Here is a 25651-nt window from a genome sequence, read left to right as displayed (position 1 = left end):
GCTCCGCCCCGCTCTGTCTTGCCCACGGAGGCACGCATGCCCAGATTCAGTGCCGGGTCGTACCCGGTGGCACTCCCGCTCGTCGCGGTCGCGGCGCTCGCCCTGAGCGCGTGCTCCGGCGGTACGGGCGCCACCGGCTCGGCGGCCGGCAAGACCCTGGTCGTCGACACGTCGTTCAACCTGAAGACCGCCGACCCGGGCCGTGAGTTCGAGCCGACCGGGCAGATCGTGGACAAGGCGCTGTACGAGACGCTGCTGTCCTTCAAGGGCTCCGACGTCACCAAGCCGGTGCCCGGCCTGGCCTCCTCGTACGAGCAGTCGGCGGACGGCAAGACACTCACGCTGCATCTGCGTGCGGGCGCGAAGTTCGCGGACGGCAGCGCGGTCACCGCCGACGACGTCGTCTTCTCGCTGAACCGGGTGATCGCGCTCAAGGGCAACCCGTCGTTCCTCCTGGACGGTGTCACGGTCACCAAGACCGACGCCTCCACCGTCACCCTGGTGTCGAAGAAGGCGAACCCCGCGCTGCCGTTCATCCTCCCCAACCCCGCCCTCGGCATCCTCAGCGCGAAGACGGTCCAGGCCCACGGCGGCTCGGCGACCGCGACGGACGCGGCGGAGAAGTACCTCAACACCACGTCGGCAGGCTCCGGCCCGTACACGATCACCTCGTTCAACACGAACACCCAGGTCGTGCTGACGAAGAACCCCAAGTACACCGGCTCCGACAAGCCGACCTACGACAAGATCGTTCTCCGCAACGTCCAGGCCCCCACCCAGAAGCTGAACGTCCAGCGCGGCGACAGCCAGATAGCCCTCGACCTCACCTCCGACCAGGTCAGCGGCCTGGGAGGGGGCCTCAAGGTGGACAGCGGGGCGTCCTCCGACGTGATCTTCCTGCTGCTCAACCGGGACACCAAGGTCAGCAGTACGACGGCCAACGCCAAGTTCGCCGAGGCCGTACGCAAGGGCATCGACTACAAGAGCCTGCTCTCGCTCGCCGGCACCGGCTCCGTCCAGCCCGCCGGGATCATCCCCTCGACCTTCCTCGGCGCGCTGCCCGCCGCACAGGCCGCCGGCCGCGACCTGGCCGGGGCGAAGGCGGCGCTCAAGGCGAGCGGTATCGCCAAGCCTTCCGTGACCCTCGGCTACGCCAGTGACCTGACCGTCGACGGACTGTCCCTGCAGACCCTCGCCGAACGGGTCCAGGCCCAGTTGAAGGAGGTCGGCATCACCGTCACGCTCGCCCCCGCGCCGACCACCACCGAACTCGACAACTACCGCAACGGCAAAGAGCAGTTGGGCCTCTGGTACTGGGGCCCGGACTACCCGGACCCCAGCGACTACCTGACCTTCCTGCCCGGCGAGCTCGTCGGCCTGCGCGCGGGCTGGAAGGCCGGCGCCGACCCGACCCTCACCGCGCTCGGCGACAAGGCGGCGACGACGATCGGCGACGACACCCGCAAGACGCTCTACGAGCAGATCCAGACCCGCATGAACGCCTCCGGCCCCTTCATCCCGCTCATGCAGCCCAGCCGCAACACCGTCTCCGCCGCGTCGGTGACCGGCATCGCCTACAACCCCGTGTGGACGATCGATGTCGCCGCGCTGGGTGCCAAGTAAGGGAGCGGGCGAGGGCGGACGGCCTCCCGTCCGCCGCCGTCTCCTCGCCCGCCACCCCCTCGCCCGTTTCCTGCTCCGCCGTACCGCCACCGCCGTCCTGCTCGCCCTCGGCGTGACCCTGGTGACGTTCGTCCTCACCAACCTGGTCCCGGGCGACCCGGCGGCGGCCAACCTCGGCCAGCGGGCGATCGGCGACCCGGCGATCGTCGCCCAGTTCCGCCACCACTACGGCCTCGACAAGCCCCTGCCGGTCCAGTACGTCACCTACCTCGGCAACCTCCTCCACGGCGACCTCGGCGAGTCCCAGCAGAGCCACCAGTCGGTCCTCACCGACCTGTCCACCGCCGTCCCCGCCACCCTCGAACTCGCCGGCGCCGCGATCGTGGTCTCCCTGGTCGTGGGTGTGGCCTTCGGTGTCGTGGCGGCCCTGCGCCGGGACCGCCTCACCGACCAACTCCTGCGTGTAGTCAGCCTGTTGGGAGTCTCGGTGCCGACCTTCTGGCTGGCGCTGCTCGCCTTCTACCTCTTCTTCTACCGCCTTGGCTGGGCCCCGGGCAGCGGCCGCCTCGACCCCGGCATGACCGCGCCCCCGCACGTCACCGGCCTCTACACGGTCGACGCGGCACTCGCCGGACAGTGGCCGGTGTTCTGGAGCGCGGTGGGCCATCTCGCCCTCCCCGCACTGGTGTTGACGGCCTACACCGTCGGCCTCCTCACCCGCTTCACCCGCTCCGCCGTACTGGAGGTGCTCAACCAGGACTACGTCAGGGCGGCCCGGGCCAAGGGCCTCCCCGGTCGCACGGTCCTCTTCCAGTACGTGCTCCGGGCAGCCCTCGTCCCCGTCATCACGGTCGCCGGACTGGCCTTCGGCGCGCTGCTCTCCGGCACCGTCCTGGTCGAGTCGATCTTCGCCTGGCCGGGCCTGGGCGCCTACGCCTACCGCAGCGCCACCACCCTCGACCTGCCCGCCGTGATGGGCGTCGGCCTGGTCGTCGGCCTGGTGTACCTGACCGTCAACCTCGCCGTGGACGTCTTGTACGGCGTGATCGACCCGAGGGTGAGGGTGCAGTGAAACGCGGTCCCCAGAGCGCGACGAAACGCGGTCTGCTACGACGGCTGCCACCCGCCTGGCGTCGCCCGCTCGCGGTGACCGGCGGTCTGGTCGCGGTGTTCTGGCTGGTCATCGTGCTCGCCGCCCCGCTGCTCGCCCCGCACGACCCCCTCGCGCAGAACCTGCCCCGGCTGGCCGCCCCCGGCGCCGGACACTGGTTCGGCACGGACGAACTGGGCCGGGACGTGCTGAGCCGCGTCCTGTACGGCGCCCGCGTCTCCATCCCCCTCGCCCTGCTGCTGGTGGCCATGTCGCTGCTGGTCGGCGGAGTCCTCGGGGCCTGCGCCGGGTTCTTCGGACGGTGGGTGGACGAGACCGTGATGCGGATCGCGGACCTGGTGTTCGCCTTCCCCACCGTCATCCTGGCGATGGTGGTCGCCGCCGCCCTCGGCGCCAGCCTGCAGAACGCGGTCCTGGCCGTCCTGGTCGTGTCCTGGCCGTCGTACGCCCGCGTCACCCGGGGGCTGGTCATGGGCCTCAGGAACCGTGAATTCGTGCTCAGCGGACGGCTGTTGGGCTTCTCCGCCTGGCGGTCGCTGCGGGTCGACATCCTGCCCAACGTGCTCGGCCCGCTGCTGGTCCTGGCCACCCTCGACATCGGCACCGCGACCCTGCTGCTGTCCGGGCTGTCCTTCCTCGGGCTCGGTGCCAAGCCGCCGACGGCGGAGTGGGGCGCGATGGTCGCGGACGGCACCCAGCAGTTCGACAAGTGGTGGATCGGGGTCTTCCCGGGCCTGGCCATCCTCACTGTCGTCCTCGCCTTCAACTTCCTCGGCGACACGCTGCGAGACGCCCTCGACCCGGGCACGGCCCGGACCATCGGCGCGGAGAAGGAGCGTGTCGGATGACCGCCGGCAACGTGCTGGAGATCAGCGGCCTCACCCTCGACCTGGGCGGCGCCCGCATCCTCGGCGGGGTCGACCTCGCCCTGGAGCCCGGCCGGATCCACGGGCTCGCGGGGGAGAGCGGCTCGGGCAAGACCATGACCGGTCTCGCCACCCTCGGCCTGCTGCCGCCCGGCGCCCGCACCGGCGGCCGGATCGAGCTGGAGGGCACGGACCTGCTGACCCTGCCGGCCCGTCAACTGGCCGCGCTGCGCGGTCGATCGGTGAGCATGGTGTTCCAGGACCCGTCCACCAGCCTGCACCCCATGCTCAGCATCGGACACCAGCTCACCGACCACCTGCGCCACCACCTGAAGCTCGACCGCAAGACGGCCAAGGAGAAGGCGGTCGAGCTGCTGACACAGGTCCGCATCCCCAACCCCCGTGATGCGCTGGGCCGTTACCCGCACCAGTTCTCCGGCGGCATGCGCCAGCGCATCGCGATCGCCATCGCGCTCGCCTGCGAACCGAAGGTGCTGATCGCCGACGAACCGACCACCGCCCTCGACGTCACCGTGCAGGCCGGAGTACTGCGCCTGCTGCGCGGCCTCTGCGACGACCTCGGCCTTGCCGTCCTGCTGGTCACCCACGACCTGGGCGTGATGTCCGCGATAGCCGACGAGGTGAGCGTGATGCGCCATGGGCTTGTCGTGGAGACGGGAGCGCGCGGCCAGGTCCTCACGGACCCGCAGCACGAGTACACCCGTCAACTCCTGGACGCGCTCCCCGGAAGGAGCACCGTATGACCGCCGACCCGACGGCCCCCCTCCTCTCGGTCGACGACCTCGTCGTCCAGTACCACCGGCCGGGCGCACCACCCACGCGTGCCGTCGCCGGGGTCAGCCTCCAGGTGCGGGCCGGTGAAGTCGTGGGCCTGGTGGGCGAGTCGGGCTGCGGCAAGTCGACCCTGGCCCGCGCGGTCTGCGGCCTCACCGCACCGGCGGAGGGCCGCATCGTCTACGACGGCATCCCGGTACGCCCGTTGCGGATGCGCCGCCGCGAACTCGCCCTGACCGGCGTGCAGATGGTCTTCCAGGATCCGTACGGTTCCCTCAATCCCCGTCGCCGGGTGGGTTCGCAGATCGCCGACGGCATCCGTACGGCGGCCGCGCGGGGCGAGGGGGCCCAAGGCGCCACTCCGGAGGACCTGTTGACCAGGGTCGGGCTGCCGGCCAGTGCCGCCGAGCGCTATCCGCAGGAGTTCTCCGGCGGCCAGCGCCAGCGCATCGCCATCGCCCGTGCGCTCGCCGCCCGCCCCCGCCTCCTGGTCGGGGACGAGCCGATCTCCGCGCTCGACGCCTCCGCGCAGCTCCAAGTGGCCACGCTGATGCGGTCGTTGGCCGTCGAGTCGGGCGCCGGGCTGCTGTTCATCAGCCATGACCTGTCCGTCGTACGGCTGATCGCGGACCGGATCGCCGTGATGTATCTGGGGCGGATCGTGGAGACCGGTCCCACGGCCGAGGTGTGGGCCGACCCGCGCCACCCGTACACCCGGGCGCTGCTGGCCGCCGTACCGAAGCCGGACGGCGCGGGAGTGCTGCCGGCCGAACTCCCCGGCGACGTACCCGACCCCGCCGACCCGCCGAGCGGCTGCCGTTTCCACCCGCGTTGCCCCCAGGCCTTCGACGGCTGCGACCGCGAGGAACCGCAGTTGATCGCCGGGGGCGTGGCGTGCCGGTTGTACGCGGCCTGAGCCGGGCCGGACGGTCCGGCTGAGGGCGACGCCCTTCCCGGCCGGACGGTTCGCCCGGGAGGTGCGCAACTCACCTGATCCCCCTGTCACTTCACGGAGAGCCGATGCCCGACGACGACCACGCCCACCACCCCACCGAACCGCTCGTGGACCTGTACCCGGCCGACCGTCTCCACCGCGCCCGACAGGCCACCGCCCGAGCCGGTCTGGACGCCCTGCTGATCTCGCCCGGCGCGGACCTGCGGTACCTGACCGGCTACGACGCCAAGCCGCTGGAACGGCTGACCTGTCTGGTGCTTCCCGCCGACGGCGACCCCTTCCTCCTCGTCCCGGCCCTGGAGGAACTCGCCGCCCGGGCCTCCCCGGCCGGTGATCTGGGCATCGAGATCACCGGCTGGGGCGAGACCGACGACCCCTACGCCCTCGTCGCGGCCCGGCTGCCCGCCCGCACCGCCCGCGTCGGCGTCGACAACCGCATGTGGGCGGAGAAGGTCCTCGCCTTCCGTGCCGTATTCCCGGGCGCCGAACAGGAGTTGGCCGGCGAGGTGCTGAACGGGCTGCGGATGCGCAAGACCCCGCAGGAGGCGGCCGCCCTGCGCCGGGCCGGCGCCGCCATCGACCGGGTGCACGCCCGCATGGGGGAGTGGCTGCGGGCCGGCCGTACCGAACGCGAGGTAGGCCGGGACATCGCGGACGCGATCATCGCCGAGGGGCACGTCCGGGTCGACTTCGTCATCGTCGGCTCCGGCCCGAACAGCGCCAGCCCGCACCACGAACTGTCCGACCGCACGATCCGGCCCGGCGACCCCGTGGTGGTCGACATCGGCGGTACGACCCTGGACGGCTACTGCTCCGACTCCACCCGGGTGTACGCGGTGGGCGAGCCGCCCGCCGAGTTCCGCCGGCTCCACGAGGTCCTGCTGAACGCCCAACGTGCCCAGACCGACGCCGTACGACCGGGCATCACCGCCGCCGAACTCGACGCCGTGGGGCGGGACTTCATCACCGACGCCGGACACGGCCCGCACTTCATCCACCGCACCGGACACGGCATCGGCCTGGAGAGTCACGAGGAGCCCTACATCGTGGCCGGCAACCCGCTCCCGCTCGCGCCGGGCATGGCCTTCTCCGTCGAACCCGGCATCTATCTGCCCGGCCGGTACGGGGCGCGGATCGAGGACATCGTGATCTGCACGGAAGAGGGCGGGGAGCGCCTCAACCGCACGCCCCGGGACCTGGTCGTACTCCCTTGACCCGGCCCGAACACCCCACCCAAGGAAGCCCCATGCCCGCTCCACCGCCCCGTTCCGCCCCTCCCGCAGCCGACGGCGGTGCCCGCCCGGGTGGCGCGCCCGCCGACCTGGCCGCGGTGTGGACGGTGATCACGGGCATGTACGAGGGCTACACCGCGGGTGACCGCGCGCGCATCGACGCCTTCCTCGATCCCCAGGCCACCATCTGGGACTCGGCGACCCCCGAACTCCTCTGCGGCAGAACGGAGTTGAATCGAATCCGGGACGCCCGTCCGCTGCCCGAGGACGGGCCCGCCGAGGCCGGCCTCACCGCGTACGGCCAAGTCGTCGACGTCTTCGGGGACTTGGCGGTGGCCCGCTACTGGCTCCGGGTCGAATTCCGCGCGGCCCCGACGGAGTTGGCCCGTAACACCGCGGTCCTGCGACGTGCCCGTTCCGACGGCAATTGGCTCGTCGTGCATCTGCACGAGGACATCCAGAGCGTCCCGGAACCGTGTGACAGGTGAGGCGCGGGGGACTGTTCCCTCTACTATGTCGGGGTCCGGTCCGGGCGTGTCGTCCGAGGCCTGGTGTCACACCCTGCTGGGCAACGGAGGACATGTCCCGTGCTTTCGCTCGATGGCTCCGACCCATCGCACATAGGCCGCTACCGTCTGGTCGGCCGACTCGGCGAGGGCGGGATGGGGAGGGTGTACCTCGCGCGGTCGCCGGGCGGCCGTCCCGCCGCCGTCAAGGTGATCAACGACCACCTCCGCCATGACGAACACGCCCTCAGCCGGTTCCGCCGCGAGGTGGAGACGCTGGGCACGGTCCGCAGCGCGTACACGGCGTCGCTCATCGACGCGGAGCTGGACACACCGCCGTACTGGCTGGCCACCGAGTATGTGCCGGGGCCCACGCTGCACACCGCGGTGGCGACCAACGGACCGCTCCCCGCCGACCTGGCCCGGGTCATGCTGGCCGCCCTCGCCGAGGGGCTGGACGCCATTCACGTCCGGGGTGTGTGGCATCGGGACCTCAAGCCGCACAACGTCATTCTCTCCGCCACCGGCCCTCAGTTGATCGACTTCGGCATCGCCCGGACCATCGGTACGTCCAACCTGACGCAGGCCGGCGGTGCGATGGGCAGCCCCGGGTTCATCGCGCCGGAGACGATCACGAGCGGCGAGACCGGTCCGGGAGCGGATGTGTTCGCCCTCGGGGCCACGCTGGCGTTCGCCGTCACCGGCCGCCCGCCGTACGGGGACGGGCCGTTCGCCGCCGTGTCCTACCGTTCGGTGCACGGCGAGCTCGACCTGCGGGGTGTCGACCCCGCGGTGGCCGAGCTGATCGCGGCCTGCGCACAGAGTGATCCCGCGCTGCGCCCCACTCCGCAGCGCATCGTCGAACTCTGCCGGGCCGATGCCGACCTGGTCCACCATCCCGCCTACCAACGGGCGCTCGCCGTGGGCTCGTTGACGGACCGGGAGCGTGCCGCGACCGTCGCCGACAACGGAGGCGGCGGGTCGCCCGGCGCCCACGACGTGGCGACGGCACTCGCCCCTCCGGCGACGACGGCGGCGGGCGGCCACGCCGCCACCCTCCTCGCCCCTAACCCGGGCTATACGGCGGACTTCCACGGCCCCTACCCGGCGGGAACCCTTCCGCCTCTGCCACCGGACGCCGGCGGCACCCGAAGAGGGCGCGGGCGTCGCGGGCTGTGGACCGTCGTCGGCGCGGCCGCGCTGGTCGTCGTCACCGGCTCCGGGCTGCTCGTGTTCCACGCCCTCGACGACAAGGGCGACAGCAAGGGCTCGGCCTCCGCGAAGGTCACGCCGTCCGCCGGTGCCACCCACGGGTCGGCCGCCCCGTCCGAGAGCGCGGCGACCACGTCTCCTTCTCCCTCCCCCTCGGCCACGGGTGGCGGCAACCTGCCCGACGCCGTGGTGGTGAAGTCCCCGTACACCTTCGAGGCCGGGACGTTCGTGCAGACCGCGCGATCGAAGCTGATCATGCAGCCGGACGGCAACCTGGTGCTCTACGACGCTTCCGGAACGGCCCACTGGGCGAGCCAGACCCAAGGAGCGGGGAACACGGCCGTGTTCCAGGAGGACGGCAACTTCGTGGTCTACAGCGCCCAGCACCAGTCGCTGTGGGCCAGCAACACACAAGGAGCCGACGGGGCGACCCTCAAGGTGCTGGAGACCGGCAACATGGTCATAGCGACCGACGCCCAGGTCGTCTGGCAGACCGATACCGCGTTCTGAGGGCGTGGGGCGGCGCGGGGCCGTCGCTGATCCGTACCGGCTGATCCGGTCTCAGCGGACCCGCGCCACCGCCGCGTAGATCCCGCTGCCCTCCGGGGCGCCCTCGGACGCCGGCGGATTCCACTCGGTCGCCGTCACCAGGCCCGGCGGCACCAGGTCGAGGCCGTCGAAGAAGCGCTCGACCTCCGGGCGGGTGCGGAAGCCCAGTTTGATGCCGCCCTTGGCGTACTCGGCGGTGACCTGTGCGGCGAGTTCGGGGTAGAGGTCGGACGCGGCGTGGGACAGGACCAGATAGCTGCCCGACGGCAGGGTGGCGACGAGGTCGCGCACGATGCCGTGGGCGTCCTGCTCGTCCGGGACGAAGTGCATCAGCGCGATCAGCGAGAGGGCGATCGGGCGGGTGAAGTCCAGGACGTGGCGGGCGTGTTCGACGATCTCCTCGGGCTGCCGCACGTCGGCCTGGATGTAGTCGGTGACCCCGTCCGGGTGGCTGACCAGGAGCGCCTCGGCGTGACGCAGGACGATCGGGTCGTAGTCGGTGTAGACGACCTTCGCCGTCGGCACCGTCCGCTGGACGATCTGGTGCAGGTTGGGCGCGGTGGGGATGCCCGTGCCGATGTCGAGGAACTGGTCGATGCCCCGGCCGGCGAGCCAGGTCGCCGCGCGGTGCATGAACGCGCGGTTCTGCCGGGCCGCGTCCTTCGCCTCGGGCGGCAGTTTCTCGCCCACGGCCTCGTCGACCGGGTAGTTGTCCTTGCCGCCCAGCAGCCAGTCGTAGACCCGCGCGGGATGTGCCTTGCCGGTGTCGATCTGCGGTGACGGCTTGGGGTCGGTCGTCATGGCAACTCCATCACGGCGGGTGAGAGGCGAGTGGGACAGGTGGGGCGGGCCGCGCTCTCGATCATCGTACTCGGGCCGGTCATATGGCCTGTGGGGGAGGGGAGTTGGGCCTGCCGTGCCGGTCAGTCGCTCGTGCGTCCGTGCAGGCCGTCGAAGAGGATGGTCGTCAGCGCGTCGGCCAGTGTCTCCACGGTCAGGCCGCGGTCGGGGCGGTACCACTCCACCAGGGAGTTGACGGTGCCGAACAGCAGCCTGCTCGCGAGGTGCGGGTCGATGTCCGCGCGTATGCCGCCCTCGGCCGCCGCCCGGGTCATCAACTCGGCGACCCGGTGGTCGAATTCACGGCGCCGGGCGAGGGCCCGCTGCTCCACCTCGCTGTTGCCGTGCAGCCGCAACAGCAGGGTGACGTACGGCAGTTCGGCGGCCAGCACCTCGACGCTGCGGTGGATGACCCGCTTCATCCGGGCGGTCGCCGGGGACCCGCCGTCCGCGTCCCGGGCCTGCCCCTCCTCCTCGTCGAGCACGGCGAAGAGGGCGTCCAGGGCGCGGTTGACCGCGAGTTCCAGGAGTTCCTCCTTGCCGGACACATGGTGGTAGATGCTCGACTTGCTGAGTCCCAGGCGCCTGGCCAGTTCCTCCATGCCGGTGCCGTCGTAGCCGCGTTCGTTGAAGACCACGACGGCGACCTCCAGCAGCGAGTCGCGGTCGTAGGCGGGCCGGCCGTGGCGGCCGGCCGGGTTCTGCACAGGTGTCCTGGTCACCGGGCCATTGTGACAAGGCGGGCGACCGCACCGGACAGAACGGCCTCGGCGGTCACTGCTCCCGCAGATCCTTGACCCGGCGGATCTTCCCCACCGAGCGCTCCAGGGTCTCCGGATCGACGATCTCCACCGCCACGGTCACCCCCACGCCGTCCTTGACACCCTTGCCGATCGCCGCCGCGGCCGCGTCCCGCTGCTCGGGCGTGGCCCCGGGGCGGGCCTCGGCGCGGACCGTCATGTGGTCCATACGGCCGCGCCTGCTGAGCTGGATCGTGAAGTGCGGGGCGACGGCGGGGGTGCGCAGGATGATCTCCTCGATCTGGCTGGGGAAGACGTTCACCCCGCGCAGGATGATCATGTCGTCGCAGCGCCCGGTGATCTTCTCGATGCGCCGGAACGCCGGCCGGGCGGTGCCGGGCAGCAGCCGGGTCAGGTCGCGGGTGCGGTAGCGGATGATCGGCAGGGCCTCCTTGGTGAGGGAGGTGAAGACCAGCTCGCCGTCGTCGCCGTCGGGCAGCACCTCGTCGGAGATCGGGTCGACGATCTCCGGGTAGAAGTGGTCCTCCCACACATGGAGGCCGTCCTTGGTCTCCACGCACTCCTGCGCGACACCGGGGCCGATCACCTCCGACAGGCCGTAGATGTCGACCGCGTGGATGTCCATGCGCTCCTCGATCTCGCGGCGCATCGCCTCCGTCCACGGCTCGGCGCCGAAGATGCCCACCTTGAGGGAGCTGGTGCGCGGGTCGACGCCCTGGCGCTCGAACTCGTCGAGGAGGGTGAGCATGTAGGACGGGGTGACCATGATGATCTCGGGCTTGAAGTCCTGGATGATCTGCACCTGGCGCGCGGTCATGCCACCGGAGGCGGGGATCACGGTGCAGCCCGCGCGCTCGGCGCCGTAGTGGGCGCCCAGACCACCGGTGAACAACCCGTAGCCGTACGACACATGGATCTTGTGTCCGGGCCGGCCGCCGGCCGCGCGGATCGAACGGGCCACCACGTCGGCCCACATGGAGAGGTCGTTCTCCGTGTAGCCGACGACGGTGGGGCGGCCGGTGGTGCCGCTGGAGGCGTGGACGCGGCGGACCTGGTCCATGGGGACGGCGAACATGCCGAAGGGGTAGGTCTCCCGCAGGTCGGCCTTCGTGGTGAAGGGGAACCGGGCGAGGTCCTCCAAGGTGCGGCAGTCCTCGGGTTTAACGCCGGCCTCGTCGAACTTCCTGCGGTACAGCTCCACATGGTCGTAGGCGTGCCGCAACGTGGCCTGGAGCAGGCCGAGTTGGTGCTCCCGCAGCTCCTCGCGGGTCAGGCGCTCGGCGGCGTCCAGCAACCCGTCGGGGAGCGGTTCCCCGAGGCGTGTGCTCACGGGCGGCGACGCCGGTGGGGCCGCCGGGGCTGTCAGGTCGCTGCTCATGGAGACTCCTTCGTCTTCGTGCTGTTGATGCTGCGGCTGCGGCCGCGGAACTCCGCGATCACCTGGTCGCCGCGCACCACGCTCACGTCGTAGATGCCGCTGCGGCCGAACCGGGTGCGCTCCGTCGCGGTCGCCACCAGGACGTCGCCCTGGTACGCCGGGGCGACGAAGTCGATGTCGGCACCGGCGGCCACGGTCACCGGGCCGTGGCTGTTGCAGGCACAGGCGAAGGCGGAGTCGGCGAGCAGGAACAGATAGCCGCCGTGAGCGATCCGGTGTCCGTTGACCATGGCCGGGGTCACGGTCATACGGAGCACGGCGGTCCCTGCGCCGTGCTCGACGAGCTCCATGCCGAGAGCCCGGGACGCCTCGTCCGCGGCGAACATCCTCGCCGTCGGACCGGAGGCCGTGTCAGCGGCCTGCGTCATTTTCCACCACCTTGTGGACCGACCGAACATTCGGTTAGCGTGCGTCACGGCCAAGTAATCCAGCATCACCACTGCCTGTCAAGAGGTGGAACGCATGCCCCAGACCAGCTCCGAGTCGTCCTCCGACGAGGTCTATCTGATCGACGGGGCTCGCACCCCGCAGGGCCGCTACGGCGGCGCCCTGGCGTCCGTACGGCCCGACGACCTCGCGGCGCTGGTCGTCGGCGAGGCGGTCCGCCGGGCCGGGATTCCGGCCGAGGAGGTGGACGAGGTGATCCTCGGCGCCGCCAACCAGGCCGGCGAGGACAACCGCGACGTGGCGCGGATGGCCGTCCTGCTGGCCGGGCTGCCGCACACCGTGCCGGGTTACACCGTCAACCGGCTGTGCGCCTCGGGCCTGACCGCCGTGGCCTCGGCGGCGCAGGCGATACGGGCCGGTGAGGCGGACCTCGTCGTCGCGGGCGGCGTGGAGTCCATGACCCGCGCTCCCTGGGTGATGGCCAAGCCCGGCACTCCATGGGCCAAGCCCGGGGAGGTGCACGACACCTCGCTCGGCTGGCGCTTCACCAATCCGCGCTTCGCCGCGCAGCAGACCCTGTCGATGGGCGAGACCGCCGAGGAGGTCGCCGCACTCGACGGCATCACCCGCGCCGAGTCCGACGCGTTCGCGCTGCGCAGTCATCAACGGGCCGTCGCCGCCCAGGAGTCGGGCCGCTTCGACCGGGAGATCGTGCCGGTCGTGGTGAAGGACGGCGAGGTTACCCGCGACGAGGGCCCGCGCCCCGGCACCACGCTGGAGAAGCTCGGCTCCCTGCGCACCATCTTCCGCGAGGGCGGCATCGTCACCGCCGGCTCCTCCTCACCGCTGTCCGACGGCGCCGCCGCCCTGGTGGTCGCGAGCGGCGCGGCCGTCCGACGCCACGGACTCACCCCCAGGGCCCGGATCGTCACCTCCGCCTCGGCCGGGGTGCAGCCCCACATCATGGGCCTGGGCCCGGTCCCCGCCACCGAGAAGGCTCTTGCCCGCGCGGGCTGGCAGACCGGCGACCTGGACGCCGTAGAACTGAACGAGGCGTTCGCCGCCCAGGCGATCGCGGTCACGCGCCGCCTCAAGCTCGACGAGGAGAAGGTCAACGCGGACGGCGGGGCCATCGCCCTGGGGCATCCCCTCGGGTGCTCCGGCGCCCGCATCCTGCTCACGCTGCTCGGCAGGCTGGAGCGGGAGGATGCCCGGCGGGGGCTGGCCACGCTGTGCGTCGGCGTAGGCCAGGGCGTCGCGATGCTCGTGGAGCGGGTATGAGCGCCCCCGTCGCCGGTGACTACGAGACCCTCCTCGTCGAGGAGCGTGCGGACCGCGTCGTCGTCACCCTGCACCGCCCCGAGGCCCGCAACGCCATCAGCGGCCTGATGATCCGCGAACTGCACGCCGTCTGCGAGCAGTTGGAGCAGGACCCCAAGCTGCTTCTGCTCACCGGTCACGGCGGGGTCTTCGCGGGCGGCGCCGACATCGCGGAGCTGCTGGCACGCGGGCGGGACGAGGCACTGCAGGGCATCAACAGCCGGCTCTTCGAGCGGGTGCGCCGGCTGCCGATGCCGACCCTCGCGGCGGTCGACGGCTGGGCGCTGGGCGGCGGCGCGGAACTGTCGTACGCCTGTGATCTGCGGATCGCCGGTCCGGACGCCGTCTTCGGCAACCCGGAACCCGGGCTCGGCATCCTCGCGGCGGCCGGTGCGTGCTGGCGGCTGCCCGAACTGGTCGGCGAGTCCGTCGCCAAGCAGGTGCTGCTCGCCGGCCGGAACCTCGACGCGGCGGCGGCTCTGGCGGCCGGGCTGGTCATCGACGTCGTACCGGCGGAGAAGCTGCTGGACGAGGCGCACGCGCTGCTCGACCGCATGGCCCGGTCCTCGGCCACGGCGCTGCGGCTCACCAAGCTGGTGGTCGACTCACCCGGCGCGCACCCGGTCGCCGACGACCTCGCGCAGGCCGTGCTCTTCGAGGGGCAGGACAAGAGGGACCGTATGACACGCTTCTTGAATAAGAGGGGCTTGGAAAAGAGGAGCAGCCGAGCATGAGCCCAACACCCCACTCAGCGCCCGCAGTTGTCGGTGTGATCGGCGGCGGCCGGATGGGCGCCGGGATCGCGCAGTCCTTCGTGGCCGCCGGTTCGTCGGTGACCGTCGTGGAGAGTGGCGAGGCCGCCTCGGCCGCCGCGCTTGACCGGGTTGCCACCGGCATCGAGCGGGCCGCCGAGCGGGGCCTGCTCGGCGAGCCCGCGGAGGACGTCCTCGCCCGCGTCACCATGGCGGACTCCGTCGACGGGCTGCCCGCCGACGCCGATCTCGTCGTCGAGGCCGTCCCCGAGGACGCCGGGCTCAAGGCCCGTGTGCTCGCGGCGGCCGAGCGGGCGGTGGGCGCGACGACCGTGCTGGCCACCAACACCAGCTCCCTGTCGGTCACCGAACTCGCCGCCGTGCTCACCCGGCCCGGCCGCTTCCTCGGCATGCATTTCTTCAACCCGGTGCCCGCCTCCGCCCTGGTCGAGATCGTCGTCGCGCCGCACACCGAGGCCGCCGCGGTCAGCGCCGCCCTCGACTGGACGCACGCGCTCGGCAAGAAGGACGTGACCGTCAAGGACTCGCCCGGCTTCGCCAGCAGCCGTCTCGGGCTGGCGCTCGGCCTGGAGGCGATCCGCATGGTCGAGGAGGGCGTCGCCGAGCCGGACGCGATCGACGACGCGATGAGCCTCGGCTACAAGCACCCCATGGGCCCGCTGCGCCTGACCGACCTGGTCGGCCTCGACGTACGCCTGGCCATCGCCGAATACCTGCACTCCACCCTCGGCGAGCGCTTCGCACCGCCCCGACTCCTGCGCGACAAGGTCGCCCGCGGTGAGCTGGGCCGCAAGACGGGACAGGGGTTCTACACATGGGAGTGAGCGCGGGGCGGACAGGGGACGGCGTCGGCTACGGCCTGGAGGCCGCTGTCGCCACCATCCAGCTGCGCCGACCCGCGCTCGATGTCTCCCTGCGGAGCGGACTGTCGGCCGCCGTGCGCCGGGTGCGCGGCGACGGCGCGGCGGTCCGTGCCGTGCTGCTCACCGCGCGGGGCAAGCACTTCTGCGTGGGGCAGGACCTCAAGGAGCACGCCCGCGCGCTGGAGACCGGACCCGTAGCGGCCTTCGCCTGTGTGCGCGACGAGTACAACCCCCTCGTGGAGGAGCTGCACGCGCTGACCCGGCCCGTGGTCGTGGCCGTCGAGGGCGCGTGCGTCGGGGCCGGTCTCGGCCTCGCGCTCTGCGCGGATGTGCGGGTCGCGGCCCGGGGCGCGCGGTTCGCGACCGCGTTCACCGGGATCGGACTGGCCGCCGACAGCGGACTGAGCGGTGCGCCGGCGCGGGCGGTCGGTCCGTCGCGGGCCGCCGCGCTGATGCTGCTCGGCGACCGTTTCGACGCCGAGGACGCGTTGCGGTGGGGGCTGGTGCACCGGGTCGTACCGGACGGGGGAGCTACGGCGGAGGGGCTGGCCCTGGCCAGGAGGCTGGCCGCCGGGCCCACCGCGGCCTACGCGGAGGTCAAGGCGCTGCTGCGGGACGCGCCCGGCGCGAGCCTCGCCACCGTGCTGGAGCGCGTGGCGGCCGCGCAGGAGCGGCTGGGCGCGACGCGGGACCACCGGGCCGCCGTGGAAGCGTTTCTCGCGCGGGCGGAGCCGTCGTTCGAGGGCCGGTGACCAGCCATTCGTCCGGCAGGTCTTGCCTCGCCGGGGGAAACCCATCAGACTAGGTACCGAACGAATGGTCGGTAGGGAAGTTGGTGTGTCGATGACCAGCACAGGCACGGAGGCGTCAGCCGCCGGCTGGGACGAAGCGCGGCTGTCGGAGCAGTTCGACGCCACGATCGCGAAGGACCAGCGGATCGAGCCCCGCGACTGGATGCCCGACGGCTATCGCAAGACCCTGATCCGGCAGATCGCGCAGCACGCGCACTCCGAGATCATCGGGATGCAGCCGGAGGGCGACTGGATCACCCGCGCGCCCTCCCTGCGCCGCAAGGCGATCCTCTTCGCGAAGGTGCAGGACGAGGCCGGACACGGACTGTATCTGTACTCGGCCGCCGAGACCCTGGGCGCGGACCGCGCCGAGCTGACCGAGGCGCTGATCGAGGGCCGGCAGAAGTACTCGTCGATCTTCAACTACCCGACGCCGACCTTCGCCGACGTCGGCGTGATCGGCTGGTTCGTGGACGGCGCGGCGATCTGCAACCAGGTGCCGCTGTGCCGCTGCTCGTACGGGCCGTACGCGCGGGCGATGGTGCGGGTGTGCAAGGAGGAGTCCTTCCACCAGCGTCAGGGCTTCGAGCTGCTGCTCACGATGATGCGCGGCACGGACGCTCAGCGGGCCATGGTCCAGGACGCGGTGGACCGTTGGTGGTGGCCGTCGCTGATGATGTTCGGCCCGCCCGACGACGACTCGCCCAACTCGGCGCGCTCCATGGCCTGGAAGATCAAGCGGCACAGCAACGACGAACTGCGCCAGCGCTTCGTCGACATGACGGTTCCGCAGGCGGAGAAGCTCGGAGTCACCCTGCCCGACCCGGAGTTGAGCTGGAACGAGGAGCGCGGCCACCACGACTTCGGCACCCCCGACTGGTCCGAGTTGCAGCGCGTGATCAGCGGCGACGGACCGCGCAACGCGGAGCGGGTCTCCCGCCGCCGGGCCGCCCACGAGGAGGGCGCCTGGGTCCGGGAGGCGGCCACCGCCCACGCGGCCAAGCAGGACGCCCGCACACAGAAGACCGAAGGAGCGGCGGCATGACGCAGGACTGGCCCCTGTACGAGGTGTTCGTCCGTGGCAAGCGCGGCCTGAACCACGTCCACGTCGGCTCGCTGCACGCCGCCGACGACGCCATGGCGCTCACCCACGCCCGCGACCTCTACACGCGGCGCAACGAGGGCGTGTCCATCTGGGTCGTGCGCTCGGAGCACATCGCCGCCTCGACCCGCGACGAGAAGGACCCGTTCTTCGCGCCGAGCGCCGACAAGGTCTACCGCCACCCCACGTTCTACGACATCCCCGACGACGTCCCCCACATCTAGGAGCAGGGAATGAGTGACGACCACGTCTATCTGTCCCTGGCCGAGGGGCACGACGACGGCGACGCCCGCTGGGCCTTCGGCACCGGCTTCGAGGACCCGCTGCACGGCGTCGACCAGACCGTGCCGGAGGGGACGGACGCCGCCCAACTGGCCGCGTACTGCCTGGCACTTGGCGACGACGCGCTCGTCGGCGCCCAGCGACTGGCCCAATGGTGCACCGCCGCCCCCGAGTTGGAGGAGGAGGTCGCGCTGGCCAACATCGGGCTCGACCTGCTCGGCCAGACCCGCCTGCTCTACGCGCGTGCCGGTCAGGTCGACGGCACCGGACGCGGCGAGGACGCGTACGCCTACTTCCGCGACGCGGACGACTTCCGCAATGTACGGCTGGCCGAACTCCCCAACGGGGACTTCGCGTTCTCGATCACCCGGCTCCTGGTGCTGTCCTCCTGGCGGCTGGCCCTCTTCGAGCGGCTCGCCACCACGACCTCGGACCCGGTGCTGGCCGCCATCGCCGCCAAGGGCGTCAAGGAGCTCGCGTACCACCGCCAGTACGCCGCCGAGTGGGTCGTCCGGCTGGGCGACGGCACGGAGGAGTCGCAGCGGAGGATGCGGGACGCGCTGGCCGCCGTGGCCCCGTACCTGGACGAACTCTTCGCAGTGGACGGCGAGTTGAGGGACGAGGTGCTGAGCGTGCTGCGCCAGGTCACCGACGCCGCCGGGCTCGACCTGCCCGAGGCGACACCGGTCCCCGGCCACGGCCGCGACGGCGACCACACCGAGCACCTGGCCCCACTCCTGACCGAACTCCAGAGCGTGGCCCGCGCCCACCCGGAGGCGACATGGTGACCACCCTGCTCGACGCGCGGCGCGCCCGGCACATCGCCGCGCAGGTGCCCGACCCCGAGATGCCGATGCTCACGCTGGCCGACCTCGGCGTACTGCGCGAGGTCGAGGTGAGCGAGGACGGCACGGTCGTCGCGAGCCTGACGCCCACCTACTCGGGCTGCCCGGCCATGGCCGAGATGCGCGCCGAGGTGGCCGCACGGCTGACGGATGCCGGGTACGCGCGCGTGGAGATCCGTACGGTCCTGACCCCGCCCTGGAGCAGCGACTGGATCACCCCGGCCGGCCGCGCCAAGCTCGCCGAACACGGCATCGCCCCGCCGGGCGCGGCCCCCCGTGGCCCAGTGGTGCTCACGCTGTCGCCGATCCGCCGCACGGTGCCCTGCCCCCGCTGCGGGGCGACGGACACCGAGGAGACCTCGCGCTTCGCCGCGACCTCCTGCAAAGCCCTGTGGCGGTGCCGCACCTGCCGCGAGCCGTTCGAGTACGTCAAGGAGATCTGATGGCGAGCCCCCGACTCCCGCTCGCGGAAGGTGCGGCGAGTGCTCAACTCCCTCCCGTGGAAAGGACGGTGGACCAGTGACCGCCCCGGCCCCCACCACCTCCGCCCGCCCGGCGCGCCGCCGCCCGGCCTTCCATGCCCTGCGGGTCGCCGCCGTCGAGTCGCTGTGCGAGGACGCCGCGGCCATCAGCTTCGCCATCCCCGACCACCTCGCCGAGGAGTTCGCGTACCGGCCCGGCCAGTCGCTCACCCTCCGCCGCGAGGTCGAGGGCCGCGACGAGCGCCGCTCGTACTCCATCTGCTCCCCGGCGGGAGCACGACCGCGTATCGGCGTGCGCGAAGTCCCCGACGGTCTGTTCTCCTCCTGGCTGGTCAACGACGTACGCCCCGGCGACACCGTCGAGGTGATGGCCCCCACCGGCGCCTTCACCCCCGACCTGACCCGCCCCGGCCACCACGTCCTGATCGCCGCCGGCTCCGGCATCACCCCGATGCTGTCCATCGCGGAATCCGTCCTCGCCGCCGACACCCGCTCCCGCGTCACGCTCTTCTACGGCAACCGGCGCAGCGACACGGTGATGTTCGCCGACGACCTCGCCGACCTGAAGGACCTGTACCCCGGCCGGTTCCAGCTCGCGCACATCCTGTCCCGCGAACCGCGCGAGGCGGAGATCCTCTCCGGCCGTCTCGACGCCGACCGGCTCACCGCGCTCGTGGACGCCCTGGTCGATGTGGACACCGCCGACCACTGGTGGCTGTGCGGCCCGCACGGCATGGTCCGCGACGCCCATCAGGTCCTCACCGGACTCGGCGTCCCGTCCGAGCGCGTCCACCAGGAGCTGTTCTACGCCGACGACGAGCCCGTACGGATCAATGAGCACGTCGACAAGGTCTACGACGGTCCCGTCAGCCAGGTCAGCGTCACCCTCGACGGCCGCACCACCAACTCGGCCCTGCACAAGGACAGTTCGATCCTCGACGGCGCCCAGAAGACCCGGCCCGACCTGCCCTTCGCCTGCAAGGGCGGCGTCTGCGGCACCTGCCGTGCGCTGGTCACCGACGGCACCGCGGACATGCGGCGCAACTACGCCCTCGAACCCGCCGAGGTCGACGCCGGTTACGTCCTCACCTGCCAGACCTTCCCGGTGTCCGACACCCTCGCCGTCGACTACGACAGCTAGGCGGGCCATGACACTTCGACTCGAAGTCGCCGAGGGCGTCGGCACGATCAGGCTCGACCGTCCGCCGATGAACGCCCTGGACACGGAGACGCAGGACGGTCTGCGCGCACTCGCCGAGGAGGTCACGCGGCGCGAGGACGTGCGGGCCGTGGTGGTGTACGGCGGGGAGAAGGTGTTCGCTGCGGGCGCGGACATCAAGGAGATGCAGCGTATGGACCATGCGGCGATGGTCGTACGGTCGCGGGCGTTGCAGGAGTCGTTCACGGCGGTGGCCCGTATCCCGAAGCCGGTGGTTGCTGCCATCACCGGCTATGCGCTGGGCGGGGGTTGTGAGTTGGCGTTGTGCGCGGACTTCCGGATCGCGGCCGACAATGCGAAGCTCGGGCAGCCGGAGATCCTGCTGGGGCTGATCCCGGGTGCGGGCGGCACGCAGCGGCTGGCCCGTCTGATCGGCCCGTCGAAGGCGAAGGACCTGATCTTCACGGGTCGTATGGTCAAGGCCGATGAGGCGCTCGAACTCGGCCTGGTGGACCGGTTGATGCCCGCGGCCGAGGTGTACGCGGAGGCCCACGCGTGGGCGGCGAAGCTCGCGCAGGGTCCGGCGATCGCGCTGCGCGCGGCGAAGGAAGCGGTCGACACCGGTCTGGGGACGGACATCGAGACCGGGCTCGCGGTCGAACGGACGTGGTTCGCGGGGCTGTTCGCGACCGAGGACCGTGAGCGCGGGATGCGCAGCTTCGTCGAAGAGGGCCCCGGCAAAGCGAAGTTCAGGTGACACGCAGCGCGGGCCGGGAGTGATTCCCGGCCCGCGCTTCATTCATCGGTGTTCAGCCACAGGCGGTCAGCCGAGCAGCTTGGTCGCCAGGGTCGCCGCGTTGTAGGAGCCCCAGCCGGTGGTGAAGTCCCAGCCGGTGGCCGCGGAGTAGGCGCCGTTGCTGCCACTGGTGATGTCGTGGAAGCCGGTGCCGCTCGCCGTGTAGAGCGCGGGGTTGGCGAAGCCGAGGTTGGCCTTGCCGGCCGCTGCGGCCTGCTGGTTGTAGAGCGCGCCGAACGCGGCCCACTCGGGTGCGGCGGCGCTGGTGCCGCCGACCGAGGTCCAGGTGCCCTGCGAGTAGATGGAGACGCCGGGGCTGGGGTTGGCGTGCGCCGAGACGTCCGGAACCTGGCGGTAGCCGCCGCCGGCGCTCTTCTGCACCGCGGTCTGCCAGCTCGGGATCTTGAAGACGGAGGACTTGCCGCCGCCACCGCCGGACCAGGCCACTTCCTTGCTGAACGCGTTGGCGGAGGTGACGGTCAGCTTGGTGCCGCCGACGCCCGTGACGTACGGGTCGCTGGCCGGGAAGTCGACGGTGGTCGTGCCGTCGCCCGCGTCGTCGGAGCCGTCGTCGCCGGAGGCGGCGTAGAAGCCGAGGCCCTCGGCAGCGCCCGCCTTGAACACGGCGTCCACGGCGTTGATGTTGGAGGTGGTGCGCTGGCTCTCGGAGGCACCCCAACTGATCGAGGTGGTCGGGATGCCGCTGTCGACGATGGCCTGGTAGGTGTCGACCTCACCGGCGTCGGAGTTCGGGCCCTCGAAGACCGTGACGTTCGCCTTCGGGGCGATCGCGTGCAGCACCTCGATGTCCAGCTCGACCTCGACCTGACCGTCACCGAGCGCGCCGGAACCGCCGTCTACCTTCGACACGGTCGGAGTGGGCGAACCCAGGCTGTAGTTGGTGTCGTACTTGGTGATGTTGGCCTGCTGGAAGCCGTCGAACTCCAGCAGCGCGATCTTCTGGCCGCTGCCGGTGTACGTGCCGGAGACGTTGTAGCCGCCCTTGAGCTGCGCCGGGGTGTAGCCGCCGTCCGGGCCGTTGCGCGGGGCGACGGTGGAGGTCGACTGGCGGTGCAACTGGGCGCGGTTGTTGAGGCCGGTCACGTCACTGACGAGGCCGGCGATGCCGGTCGGCAGGGTGGGCGCGGTCTCGTTGGCGTAGAAGGCGCGGCCCGACCTGGCGTCCTTCCACGTCGACAGCTTGGTGCCGAACGCCTTCTCCAACTGGGCGGCGGTACCGCTGGCGTCGACCAGCAGGTTCCCCGAGTGGACCTTGCCGACGGTGAGACCCTGGGCGCGCAGAAAGTCCTTGACCTGCTTGACCTCGGCGTCGGTCCGGCCGAACCGGGCCGCGAACTGAGCCTTCGTCAGATAGTGGCCGTACGAACTCGACCGCGGATTGCTGACGTTCGCGATGAAGGTGTCGAGCGCCTTGTCGTTTCTGGGCGTCAGGCTGATGGCCACCGATATCCGCTTCGACGCGGAGACGGCGCCGGTGCGGGCCGCGTCGTGGCCCAGGCCCTTGAGGACATCTCCCGTGATGGCGGCGCGCGTTGTGTGCGGCTGGGCGGCGGCGTAGGCGCTGGGGACGGCGGCGGCGAGCAGGGCCGGTACGGCGACGAGGCCGACCAGCTTCAGGCGTGACGTCACGGAGATCCTCCGAGGAGTGGGGGGTTGCTGTCCCGGAAGCGGAACGGCTTCACCGTAGGAACATCAGCCCCACCCGCATAAGCGGGGGAACCCTTGCGTCGCGTGTTAACTGCGGATGTCACGTGAACCGCGGATTGCGTGCGGAACGGCGGGTGAGCGGTCAGCGGCGGTTGTCGAGCGCGCGGGGAGCCCGGAGGCGGCCAGGCTGACTGATCGTCACCGCCTGTGCGGTGGACTGCTGTTGGTCGTCGTCGCCGACACTCACGGTCGCCGCGCCGGACGCGATGACGGCGACCGCCATGGCATGCGCGAGCGCGGTGCGCGAGCGGACGCCGACCTTGCGGTAGACCCGCGACAGCGTGCCCTCGACCGTCTTGACGCTGATGAACAGCTCGGCGGCGACCTCCCTGTTGGTGGCCCCGCCGCCGACGAGTTCGGCGATCCTGGCCTCCGTGGGCGTGAGTTCGGGGCGCCCCTCGCCGTCCCGGTCGCCGGCCTCCAGCCGGGCCAGTTCGTCCCTGGCCCGCGCCGCCAGCGGAACGGCGCCGATCCGCGTCGCCGTCTCCAGCGCCTCACCGAGGGCGGTGCGTGCCGCGTTCCGGTGCCGGGCCCGGCGCTCGACCGCGCCGAGCGCGATCAGGGTACGTACGAGGTCCACGGGCAACGGGAGTTGACGCAACCGCTCCACGGCGAGCCGCAGCCCCACCGCCCCCTCCCTCGCCCGGCCGAGCCCCGCCGCACGCAGCCCCTCCGCCCGTTCCAGCGCGGCGAGCACACTGCCCGGCGCGTCGACGGACACCCGCTCGCGTGCCTCGTCGATCACGGCCCCGGCCGCGTCCGTCTCACCCAGCACGACCAGGGCCTCGGCGAGATCGCTGTACCAGTGCAGCAGGGGTGGATCGGCGGCGGACATGGCCGCGCCGAGCTCCTTGACGCGCTGCAAGGCCTCGACCGCCGCCGCGGCTCCACGCGGGTCACCGACGAGCAACTCGGCCTGCCCCAGCACCGCGAGCGCCCGCAGCAGGAACAGCCGGTCACCGTCCGCCTCCGAGGCCCGCACCGCCTGCTCGGCGAGCCGCCGCGCCTCGTCGGCCGTGCCACCGGCGGTCGCCGCCAGCGCCGCCGCGTACAGCGCCGGAGCGGCCTGTACGCCGGTCTCGGCCACGGCGCGGGTGCAGCGGGCGGCGGTGCGCAGCGCCTCGCGGCAGTGCCCGGCGCGCACTTGGATCCGGGTCAGGGCCACCAGGGTCGCCATGACCTCCTCGACCCCGGCGAACTCCCCGATCTCCGCGAGGAGTTCGGTCACCCGCTCCTGCGCCTCGGTGACTCTGTCGGAGTCCAGCGCGAGGATCGCCCGCATCCGGATCAGGCCCCAGCTCTCCGGTCCGGCACCGGCGCCCCCGGTCAGCGCGAGCGCCTCCGCCAACGCGCGGTCGGCGGCGACCGGTTCGCCGCCCAGCGAACGCACGCGGGCCAGCGTGGCGAGCGCCCCGATCCGGGTGTCCGTGTCACCGGCCACCGCCGCCTGCCGTGCCGCGCGCCGGGCATGCCGGGCCGCGTCCTCCAACTCCCCGCACAGCAGGCCCCGTACGGCGGCCCAGTGGTGCAGCCAGGCCTCCGCCTCCGGGTCGCCGTCGGCGTCCTGGAGGCCCTCCTCGATCAGGGCATGGGCACCCTGCAGGGCCTGTCCGGCGTTGCGCAGCAGGACCAGCCGCGCCCGGACCCGCTGCCGGGCGGAGCCCGAGCCGGCGAGCACGGTCTCGGCCGCCTGCCCCGCCTCCTCCAACTGCCCGGCGTCACAGGCGTATTCGGCCGCCGCCAGCAAGCGGTCGGCGCGCTCGGCAGGACGGTCGCCGGGTGTGCGCCGGGCCGCGAGCCCGGCCAGTTCGAAGGCGGTTTCGGGCTCGCCGTCGCGACGGGCGGACTCCGCCGCCGCCATCAGGGTGCGGGCCGTGGTCTCGTCCTCGTACGGGTGGGCGAGCGCCAAGTGCCGTGCCTGCTCCACAGGTTCGGTGACCGCTCGGGCCAGCAGCGCGTGCGCCTGTCGGCGGTCCTGCTCCGGAGCGTCGGCGTAGACGGCGGCCCGGATCAGCGGATGCCCGAAGCGCACGGTCCCGTCGGCGTCGGCCGTCGCGACACCGAGCCGCTCCGCCTCCGCGAGGTCCGCGGCGGGGTCGTGGAATCCGGCGGCACGCAGCAACGTGAGCGTGGGGCGAGCGGCGGCACTGGTGACGAGGAGGGTGCGGAGCGCGGTCTCCGGCAGCGTGCGCGCCCGGTCCAGGAGCAGGGTGCGCAGCCGGCGGGGCACGGGCGGGGTCCTGCCCAGGCCGACGGATGTCCCGTCGCGTGGGGCCGCCCGTCCCAACTCCAGTGCGTACCAAGGGTTTCCGGCGGCGGTGTCCTGGACGGCCCGCAGCACCGCCGGTGGCAGATCGGTGGGCAGAAGCCGCGCCACCTCGTCGTCCGTCAGGGGCGGCACCGGCAGTTCGACGGTGCCGGGCGGGCAGCAGTGCGGCCGTTCGGGCTGCTCGCCCTCGGGCACCCGCTCGGCGGCCACGACGTGGACGTCGAGGCCCTCGACCCGGCGTACGACGAAGGCGAGGATCTCGGCGGTCGGTTCGTCGAGCCACTGGAGGCCGTCGAGGACCAGCAGCACGGGGCCGGTCGCGGCGAGGGTGCGCAGTACGCCGAGCACGGCGACGCGTACCGCGAGCCGGTCGCGGTCGCCGTCCGGTTCGCGGCCGTGCAACAGGGCCGCCCGCAACGCCACTTGGGGTTCGGGTGCCAAGTCCGCCAGGCAGCTCTCCGGCACCCGGGCGAAGAGGTCGACGAGCCCGGCGAACGGGAGCCGGGCGTCCTCCTCGGCGGGGGAGCAGTGCAACACCGTTCCGGACGGCCGGACATGAGCGGCCGAGGATGCCATCAAGGCGGCCACCAGCACGGACTTGCCGATCCCGGCGGGACCGTACAGAAGCACTCCGTGACGGACCGTCAACTCGGCCCCGGCGGCGTCGAGCAGCTCGCGGCGCCCGCTCAATGACCGTACGTCCATGGTGTCCTCGGGGATCTCGGCAAGTGTTCATGACAACCGTTGCGGAATCGCCTTGTCAATCATGGTCCGCGGTGGGGGACCGGCCCCGTGCGCTCGAACGGTGCCCGGGAGGGGTGCGGTGTCGATGTCCGTCGATTGGCGCATGATCTCCATTTGAGGAGGTGGGAGTGTCGTATTTCCTGCTTCACGAGCCGCCAAATACGTGCGAACCGGCAGATCGGTCGTACAAAAACCTGGTCAGCGGATGTCGCGAAGAAGCGG

General features: G+C 71.9%; 24 protein-coding genes. 18 read left to right on the top strand and 6 right to left on the bottom strand.

Annotated elements, in window-relative coordinates:
* Positions 1-36: 36 nt before the first annotated feature.
* The 8 genes from OG223_RS07545 (at position 37) to OG223_RS07510 (ending at position 8810) form a co-directional block, all read left to right on the top strand.
* Positions 37-1623, top strand: coding sequence for an ABC transporter substrate-binding protein (locus OG223_RS07545; protein WP_329244174.1), 1587 nt, complete (start codon positions 37-39; stop codon positions 1621-1623).
* Complete coding sequence (locus tag OG223_RS07540; protein WP_329244172.1) at positions 1613-2695, top strand: ABC transporter permease; 1083 nt, start codon at positions 1613-1615, stop codon at positions 2693-2695. The genes OG223_RS07545 and OG223_RS07540 overlap by 11 nt, the downstream gene beginning before the upstream one ends.
* Positions 2692-3582: an ABC transporter permease gene (locus OG223_RS07535; protein ID WP_329244170.1), complete on the top strand. Its 891-nt coding sequence runs from the start codon at positions 2692-2694 to the stop codon at positions 3580-3582. The genes OG223_RS07540 and OG223_RS07535 overlap by 4 nt, the downstream gene beginning before the upstream one ends.
* On the top strand, positions 3579-4364 hold the full coding sequence (locus tag OG223_RS07530) for an ABC transporter ATP-binding protein (protein WP_329244168.1): 786 nt from the start codon (positions 3579-3581) through the stop codon (positions 4362-4364). The genes OG223_RS07535 and OG223_RS07530 overlap by 4 nt, the downstream gene beginning before the upstream one ends.
* On the top strand, positions 4361-5311 hold the full coding sequence (locus OG223_RS07525) for an ABC transporter ATP-binding protein (protein WP_329244165.1): 951 nt from the start codon (positions 4361-4363) through the stop codon (positions 5309-5311). Before OG223_RS07530 ends, OG223_RS07525 begins: the two co-directional genes overlap by 4 nt.
* A 104-nt stretch (positions 5312-5415) precedes the next feature.
* On the top strand, positions 5416-6564 hold the full coding sequence (locus OG223_RS07520; RefSeq protein ID WP_329244162.1) for a M24 family metallopeptidase: 1149 nt from the start codon (positions 5416-5418) through the stop codon (positions 6562-6564).
* Between the two features lie 32 nt (positions 6565-6596).
* Positions 6597-7070 carry a nuclear transport factor 2 family protein gene (locus OG223_RS07515; RefSeq protein WP_329244159.1) on the top strand — a complete coding sequence of 158 codons (474 nt, stop codon included), beginning with the start codon at positions 6597-6599 and terminating at the stop codon, positions 7068-7070.
* Positions 7071-7169: 99 nt separating this feature from the next.
* The gene (locus OG223_RS07510; RefSeq protein WP_329244156.1) at positions 7170-8810 is read left to right on the top strand and encodes a protein kinase domain-containing protein; all 1641 of its coding nucleotides are present in this window, start codon (positions 7170-7172) and stop codon (positions 8808-8810) included.
* 51 nt (positions 8811-8861) lie between these two features.
* Here OG223_RS07510 and OG223_RS07505 read toward each other — a convergent pair whose 3' ends face one another.
* The 4 genes from OG223_RS07505 to paaI all read right to left on the bottom strand — a co-directional run bounded on the left by OG223_RS07505 (position 8862) and on the right by paaI (position 12256).
* On the bottom strand, positions 8862-9650 hold the full coding sequence (locus OG223_RS07505) for an SAM-dependent methyltransferase (RefSeq protein ID WP_329244154.1): 789 nt from the start codon (positions 9648-9650) through the stop codon (positions 8862-8864).
* Positions 9651-9772: 122 nt separating this feature from the next.
* On the bottom strand, positions 9773-10411 hold the full coding sequence (locus OG223_RS07500; protein ID WP_329244152.1) for a TetR/AcrR family transcriptional regulator: 639 nt from the start codon (positions 10409-10411) through the stop codon (positions 9773-9775).
* Between the two features lie 52 nt (positions 10412-10463).
* Positions 10464-11828, bottom strand: a complete 1365-nt coding sequence (paaK, locus tag OG223_RS07495) for a phenylacetate--CoA ligase PaaK (RefSeq protein WP_329244150.1) — start codon at positions 11826-11828, stop codon at positions 10464-10466.
* Entirely contained in the window at positions 11825-12256 is a 432-nt protein-coding gene (paaI, locus tag OG223_RS07490) for a hydroxyphenylacetyl-CoA thioesterase PaaI (RefSeq protein WP_329244148.1), read from the bottom strand. Before paaI ends, paaK begins: the two co-directional genes overlap by 4 nt.
* Before the next feature lie 94 nt (positions 12257-12350).
* Here paaI and OG223_RS07485 point away from each other — a divergent pair, with 94 nt between their 5' ends.
* The 10 genes from OG223_RS07485 to OG223_RS07440 all read left to right on the top strand — a co-directional run bounded on the left by OG223_RS07485 (position 12351) and on the right by OG223_RS07440 (position 20649).
* Positions 12351-13556 (top strand): thiolase family protein, encoded by a 1206-nt coding sequence (locus OG223_RS07485; protein ID WP_329244145.1) that lies wholly within the window; start codon positions 12351-12353, stop codon positions 13554-13556.
* Positions 13553-14329: an enoyl-CoA hydratase/isomerase family protein gene (locus tag OG223_RS07480; protein WP_329244142.1), complete on the top strand. Its 777-nt coding sequence runs from the start codon at positions 13553-13555 to the stop codon at positions 14327-14329. Before OG223_RS07485 ends, OG223_RS07480 begins: the two co-directional genes overlap by 4 nt.
* Positions 14326-15192 carry a 3-hydroxyacyl-CoA dehydrogenase family protein gene (locus OG223_RS07475; RefSeq protein ID WP_329244139.1) on the top strand — a complete coding sequence of 289 codons (867 nt, stop codon included), beginning with the start codon at positions 14326-14328 and terminating at the stop codon, positions 15190-15192. The genes OG223_RS07480 and OG223_RS07475 overlap by 4 nt, the downstream gene beginning before the upstream one ends.
* Positions 15183-15983 carry an enoyl-CoA hydratase/isomerase family protein gene (locus OG223_RS07470; RefSeq protein ID WP_329244137.1) on the top strand — a complete coding sequence of 267 codons (801 nt, stop codon included), beginning with the start codon at positions 15183-15185 and terminating at the stop codon, positions 15981-15983. The genes OG223_RS07475 and OG223_RS07470 overlap by 10 nt, the downstream gene beginning before the upstream one ends.
* A gap of 91 nt (positions 15984-16074) precedes the next feature.
* Positions 16075-17067 carry a 1,2-phenylacetyl-CoA epoxidase subunit PaaA gene (paaA, locus tag OG223_RS07465; protein ID WP_329244134.1) on the top strand — a complete coding sequence of 331 codons (993 nt, stop codon included), beginning with the start codon at positions 16075-16077 and terminating at the stop codon, positions 17065-17067.
* Positions 17064-17348, top strand: a complete 285-nt coding sequence (paaB, locus tag OG223_RS07460; RefSeq protein WP_019075091.1) for a 1,2-phenylacetyl-CoA epoxidase subunit PaaB — start codon at positions 17064-17066, stop codon at positions 17346-17348. Before paaA ends, paaB begins: the two co-directional genes overlap by 4 nt.
* A gap of 9 nt (positions 17349-17357) precedes the next feature.
* Positions 17358-18194: a 1,2-phenylacetyl-CoA epoxidase subunit PaaC gene (gene paaC, locus OG223_RS07455; RefSeq protein WP_329244130.1), complete on the top strand. Its 837-nt coding sequence runs from the start codon at positions 17358-17360 to the stop codon at positions 18192-18194.
* Complete coding sequence (gene paaD / locus OG223_RS07450; RefSeq protein ID WP_329244127.1) at positions 18188-18694, top strand: 1,2-phenylacetyl-CoA epoxidase subunit PaaD; 507 nt, start codon at positions 18188-18190, stop codon at positions 18692-18694. The genes paaC and paaD overlap by 7 nt, the downstream gene beginning before the upstream one ends.
* A 76-nt stretch (positions 18695-18770) precedes the next feature.
* Positions 18771-19874: a 1,2-phenylacetyl-CoA epoxidase subunit PaaE gene (paaE, locus tag OG223_RS07445; RefSeq protein ID WP_329244124.1), complete on the top strand. Its 1104-nt coding sequence runs from the start codon at positions 18771-18773 to the stop codon at positions 19872-19874.
* Positions 19875-19881: 7 nt separating this feature from the next.
* A complete protein-coding gene (locus tag OG223_RS07440) occupies positions 19882-20649 on the top strand; it encodes an enoyl-CoA hydratase/isomerase family protein (RefSeq protein WP_329244122.1) in 768 nt (255 codons plus the stop codon).
* 66 nt (positions 20650-20715) lie between these two features.
* On the opposite strand, the gene OG223_RS07435 is transcribed toward OG223_RS07440, so the two are convergent.
* Both OG223_RS07435 and OG223_RS07430 read right to left on the bottom strand, forming a co-directional pair.
* A complete protein-coding gene (locus OG223_RS07435; RefSeq protein ID WP_329244118.1) occupies positions 20716-22338 on the bottom strand; it encodes a S53 family peptidase in 1623 nt (540 codons plus the stop codon).
* Positions 22339-22498: 160 nt separating this feature from the next.
* On the bottom strand, positions 22499-25390 hold the full coding sequence (locus tag OG223_RS07430; RefSeq protein ID WP_329244116.1) for a helix-turn-helix transcriptional regulator: 2892 nt from the start codon (positions 25388-25390) through the stop codon (positions 22499-22501).
* Positions 25391-25651 lie beyond the last annotated feature (261 nt).

This window comes from Streptomyces sp. NBC_01478 (assembly GCF_036227225.1).
Lineage (GTDB): Bacteria > Actinomycetota > Actinomycetes > Streptomycetales > Streptomycetaceae > Streptomyces.
The sequence above is the reverse complement of the archived record's forward strand: the minus strand, read 5'-3'. Positions and strand labels throughout refer to the sequence as shown.

What these genes read in the sequence shown, in the direction of transcription:
- OG223_RS07515 (WP_329244159.1), top strand. Translation starts at nt 6,597, where the DNA reads ATGCCCGCTCCACCGCCCCGTTCCGCCCCTCCCGCAGCCGACGGCGGT.
- OG223_RS07440 (WP_329244122.1), top strand. Translation starts at nt 19,882, where the DNA reads ATGACACTTCGACTCGAAGTCGCCGAGGGCGTCGGCACGATCAGGCTC.
- OG223_RS07520 (WP_329244162.1), top strand. Translation starts at nt 5,416, where the DNA reads ATGCCCGACGACGACCACGCCCACCACCCCACCGAACCGCTCGTGGAC.
- paaC (WP_329244130.1), top strand. Translation starts at nt 17,358, where the DNA reads ATGAGTGACGACCACGTCTATCTGTCCCTGGCCGAGGGGCACGACGAC.
- OG223_RS07530 (WP_329244168.1), top strand. Translation starts at nt 3,579, where the DNA reads ATGACCGCCGGCAACGTGCTGGAGATCAGCGGCCTCACCCTCGACCTG.
- OG223_RS07480 (WP_329244142.1), top strand. Translation starts at nt 13,553, where the DNA reads ATGAGCGCCCCCGTCGCCGGTGACTACGAGACCCTCCTCGTCGAGGAG.
- OG223_RS07525 (WP_329244165.1), top strand. Translation starts at nt 4,361, where the DNA reads ATGACCGCCGACCCGACGGCCCCCCTCCTCTCGGTCGACGACCTCGTC.
- OG223_RS07470 (WP_329244137.1), top strand. Translation starts at nt 15,183, where the DNA reads ATGGGAGTGAGCGCGGGGCGGACAGGGGACGGCGTCGGCTACGGCCTG.
- OG223_RS07505 (WP_329244154.1), bottom strand. Translation starts at nt 9,650, where the DNA reads ATGACGACCGACCCCAAGCCGTCACCGCAGATCGACACCGGCAAGGCA.
- paaA (WP_329244134.1), top strand. Translation starts at nt 16,075, where the DNA reads ATGACCAGCACAGGCACGGAGGCGTCAGCCGCCGGCTGGGACGAAGCG.
- paaB (WP_019075091.1), top strand. Translation starts at nt 17,064, where the DNA reads ATGACGCAGGACTGGCCCCTGTACGAGGTGTTCGTCCGTGGCAAGCGC.
- OG223_RS07430 (WP_329244116.1), bottom strand. Translation starts at nt 25,390, where the DNA reads ATGGACGTACGGTCATTGAGCGGGCGCCGCGAGCTGCTCGACGCCGCC.
- OG223_RS07545 (WP_329244174.1), top strand. Translation starts at nt 37, where the DNA reads ATGCCCAGATTCAGTGCCGGGTCGTACCCGGTGGCACTCCCGCTCGTC.
- paaI (WP_329244148.1), bottom strand. Translation starts at nt 12,256, where the DNA reads ATGACGCAGGCCGCTGACACGGCCTCCGGTCCGACGGCGAGGATGTTC.
- OG223_RS07485 (WP_329244145.1), top strand. Translation starts at nt 12,351, where the DNA reads ATGCCCCAGACCAGCTCCGAGTCGTCCTCCGACGAGGTCTATCTGATC.
- paaD (WP_329244127.1), top strand. Translation starts at nt 18,188, where the DNA reads ATGGTGACCACCCTGCTCGACGCGCGGCGCGCCCGGCACATCGCCGCG.
- paaK (WP_329244150.1), bottom strand. Translation starts at nt 11,828, where the DNA reads ATGAGCAGCGACCTGACAGCCCCGGCGGCCCCACCGGCGTCGCCGCCC.
- OG223_RS07475 (WP_329244139.1), top strand. Translation starts at nt 14,326, where the DNA reads ATGAGCCCAACACCCCACTCAGCGCCCGCAGTTGTCGGTGTGATCGGC.